The sequence below is a fragment of the Halobacillus sp. BBL2006 genome (assembly GCF_000786645.1).
Lineage (GTDB): Bacteria > Bacillota > Bacilli > Bacillales > Halobacillaceae > Halobacillus.
Genome location: NZ_JRNX01000061.1, coordinates 1 through 3568 on the forward strand (window position 1 = coordinate 1; position 3568 = coordinate 3568).

3 protein-coding genes and 1 pseudogene are annotated in these 3568 nt (G+C 44.1%); 1 reads left to right on the forward strand and 3 read right to left on the reverse strand.

Annotation, left to right across the window (positions count from 1 at the left end; translation table 11 throughout):
• Positions 1-197: pseudogene (gene ppnK / locus LD39_RS02330) on the forward strand (NAD(+) kinase); the annotation flags it as partial.
• Positions 198-240: 43 nt separating this feature from the next.
• On the opposite strand, the gene LD39_RS02335 reads toward ppnK, so the two are convergent.
• From LD39_RS02335 to LD39_RS02345, 3 genes are all read right to left on the reverse strand, one after another.
• Positions 241-1827, reverse strand: a complete 1587-nt coding sequence (locus LD39_RS02335) for an amidohydrolase (protein WP_035542477.1) — start codon at positions 1825-1827, stop codon at positions 241-243.
• A gap of 100 nt (positions 1828-1927) precedes the next feature.
• Entirely contained in the window at positions 1928-3136 is a 1209-nt protein-coding gene (thiI, locus tag LD39_RS02340; protein WP_035542480.1) for a tRNA uracil 4-sulfurtransferase ThiI, read from the reverse strand.
• Positions 3137-3138: 2 nt separating this feature from the next.
• Positions 3139-3568 (reverse strand): aminotransferase class V-fold PLP-dependent enzyme (locus tag LD39_RS02345; RefSeq protein ID WP_035542482.1); only part of this gene is annotated, 430 nt, incomplete at its 5' end.

Here is a 3568-nt window from a genome sequence, read left to right on the forward strand (position 1 = left end):
TTCTAAGCGGAGAACGCACCTTGAAATTGCGAGTGCGTCAGGACGGAAACGATTACCCAGTAGTGGGAATGGATAATGAAGCCTATTCCATCCGTAACATTAAAGAAGTGTCTGTAAAATTGAGTGAAAATGTCATAAAAACAGTCAAGTTAAAGAACAACACCTATTGGGATCGAGTGAAACGTACATTCCTTTAGAAAAGAAAAGCCGGACTGATGGTTTCAGCCCGGCTTTTCTGTCTTATCTTTGATGCATCACTTCTCCATCTACCACAGTCATCGTTACGGTAGCATCAGCTAGCTCGTGAGACTTCAATGCAAACAAATCCCGATCAAGCACCGTGAAATCTGCGACATAGCCTGGTTCAATTACGCCTTGCGTATTCTCCCTGGCAATTGCCTCTGCGCTCCCCTTGGTGTATAAGGAAATGGCTTCATAAACCGATAACTTCTCCTCAGCCTGGTATACCTGGTGATCATAAGTCGCACGCCGATCAACCGCTGCCCGGATTCCTAGAAGAGGGTTAATTTCTTCAATCGGTGCATCGGAACCACCAGCGCAAATAATCCCCGCATCAAGCAGCGTTTTCCAAGAGTATGAATTTTTCAGTCGCACATTTCCGATTCTCTCCATTACCCATGGGAAGTCCGAAGATACAAAAGTTGGCTGAATGTCTAACACGACATTCAGGCTTTTAAGCTTTTCAATTAATTCAGGCCGTAAAATTTGAGCATGAATGATACGATCTCTTTCTCCGTTTTCGAGCGGATTTTCAGCAATGGCATCAGCGACTGCTTCCACCGCACCGTCGCCAATTGCATGCACAGCGACAGGCATGCTCCGCTTTCTTGCTTCCTCTACAAGTCCCGACAATTCTTTTTTCGTATGAATAGCTACTCCATAGTTATCAGGATCATCTGAATATGGTTCTGAAAGCCAGGCGGTTCTTCCTCCGAGGGCACCATCAGAAAATATTTTCAAGGCCCCGAGCTCTACAAATTCCGTACCTTTCTTAAATCCGAGACCTTCTTTGTCGACATCCTCAATAACACCATGGTGCACGAGGAGATGCGCCCGGAATTTTGTCTTTTCTCCGTCAATGACATCTTTAAATGCATCATAGGTTTTTTTAAAGCCCCCATAATAGTTCAAGTCTTCACTGTGGCCGCCGACTAATCCAAACGTATGCATATCCTTCACAGCAAGCTCCGTGGCTTTCCGTAAATATTCAGGGGTAACTTCCGGCATGGCTGCCTTAATCATCTCTTGTGCTTTGTCATGGAAAAATCCAGTAGCTTCTCCGTTAGCGTCGCGAACTATGACACCACCTTGAGGATCACTCGTGCCTTTCTCTATCCCCGCTAATTCCATAGCTTTCGTATTAGCTAAAAGCGCATGTCGACAAACCCTCGTCAGCATCATGGGGTGATCAAAAGAGATCTCGTCTAATTCATCTTTATGTATGATTCTCTTTTCCTCCCATTGATTTTCATTCCAGCCATCACCGATCACCCACTCTCCTGGATTCAGCTGTTCTGTATGCTGTTTGAGCGCTTGCTTTACTTCTTCTGCTGACTTCATGAAAGACAGATCAAGCCGCATCAGACGTTCTCCGTGTCCAATGATATGGAGATGACTATCCGTGAACCCTGGGTACATAACAGAACCTTTTAAGTTATATTCGCTTTCAATCTCGTCTTGATACCGGGAATATAACTCTTGTGTTTCTCCAACAGCTATAATTTCTCCTTTTTTTGTGACTACCGCTTCTACCCACTGGCCTTCCTTTTTCATCGTGTAGATTTTACCACCATACCAAAGTTTCACACCGGGTCATCCTCTCATTGTTTTAGTACTACATATATCATACTTCAGGTGCAAAAAGAAATAGAAAAACCCTCCACATCGATTGTGGAGGGTCATCTTTTTATAAGAGATCACTGAATTCATTAGATTCCTGGTCGTCTTCGGAAGCATTTACTTCAATGGTGTACGTCTCTGCTACTGCTTTCTCAATATCTTCACTGAAATCGGAATTCGACTCATAATAGTTGGCATTTTCCCTTGTAGGTTTCGTCTTAGGTGCTTTCGGTACGAAAACGGTACAGCAATCTTCATAAGGACGAATAGAGATATCGTACGTACCAATTTTTCTGGAAATATCGATGATTTCCAGCTTATCCATTGTGGCAAGCGGCCGGATAACAGGATAGTTCGTCACTTCATTGATCGTGTTCATACTCTCCATCGTTTGGCTGGCCACTTGACCAAGGCTCTCCCCTGTAGTTAGAGAAAGAATACCTTGCTTACGGGCGATTTTTTCACTGATCCGCATCATCATCCTCCGCATAATCGTCATGCTGTACCCTGAAGGCATTTCACGATGTATCTTTTGCTGAATGGCTGTGAAAGGAACGACGTGAATCTTAACAGCCTTTCCGAACCTTGACAGCTCTTTTGCGAGATCGATGACCTTCTGTTTAGCCCGGTCACTCGTGTAAGGAGGGGAGTGAAAATGAATAGCCTCAATCTCCACTCCTCGCTTCATCGTAAGGTAGCCAGAGACCGGACTGTCTATCCCACCAGATAACATGAGAAGCGTTTTGCCTGTGGTACCTACAGGGAGACCACCAGCACCAGGATAGTCCTGGGCTGTTACATAAGCGGCATCGTGACGGACTTCGACTTTAATTTCTACATCGGGATGATGAACGTCTACCTTAACATCTTCCGTATTCCTGAGAATATGCCCTCCCAACATCGGGTTCAACTCTCCGGATTGAATTGGAAAACCTTTATCTGTCCTCTTGGACGAAATCTTGAAGGTTTTGGCCTCGTTGGCATCATGAAAGGCTAGAAGCACAGCTTCCTTTAACTTTTCTTCCGTCTTCTCAACTTTCACAGCAAAACTAAGGCTGTGAATGCCGAAGACTTCCTGGCACGTTTCCATCACCTTATGCGGATCTTCTCCGTTCAGAATAATGTACATCCGTCCTTGTGTCTTCGAAACTTTTGTATCAGGAAATGCTTTTAATTTGGTAGAAAGGTTACGCTGCAATTTCTGTTCAAATGCTTTACGATTTTTCCCTTTCAGCGCCATTTCTCCATAACGTACCATGATTTGATCGAAATTCATGCTTATCTCCCCATTGTTGGTTGTAGTTTGTTTATTGTGCCTTTAAGAGTCTCAATGAATGCGAGGACCTCTTCTTTAGTATTCTGAAAGGACAAGCTTATACGTAAAGCGGAGGTTGTACGATCCCGGTCCAAGTTACAGGCCTTAAGCACAGAGCTGACGTCAGGCTGCTTAGAAGAACATGCAGACTTCGTGGAAATAAAGATATCTTTTTCACCTAAATCATGAATCACTACTTCCGGCTTGTATCCTGGAATTGAGAAATTAATGATATGAGGCGCACCATCACGAGGCGAATTAATAACCACACCATCCAATTGCTCTAATTCATTCCACAGTTCTCTTCGAAGAGAGAATAGATCCTCGATTGACCTTTTTTGGATTTCGAGAATCAACCGCAATGCTTTCACGAAGGCTACCGTACCGGGTAAG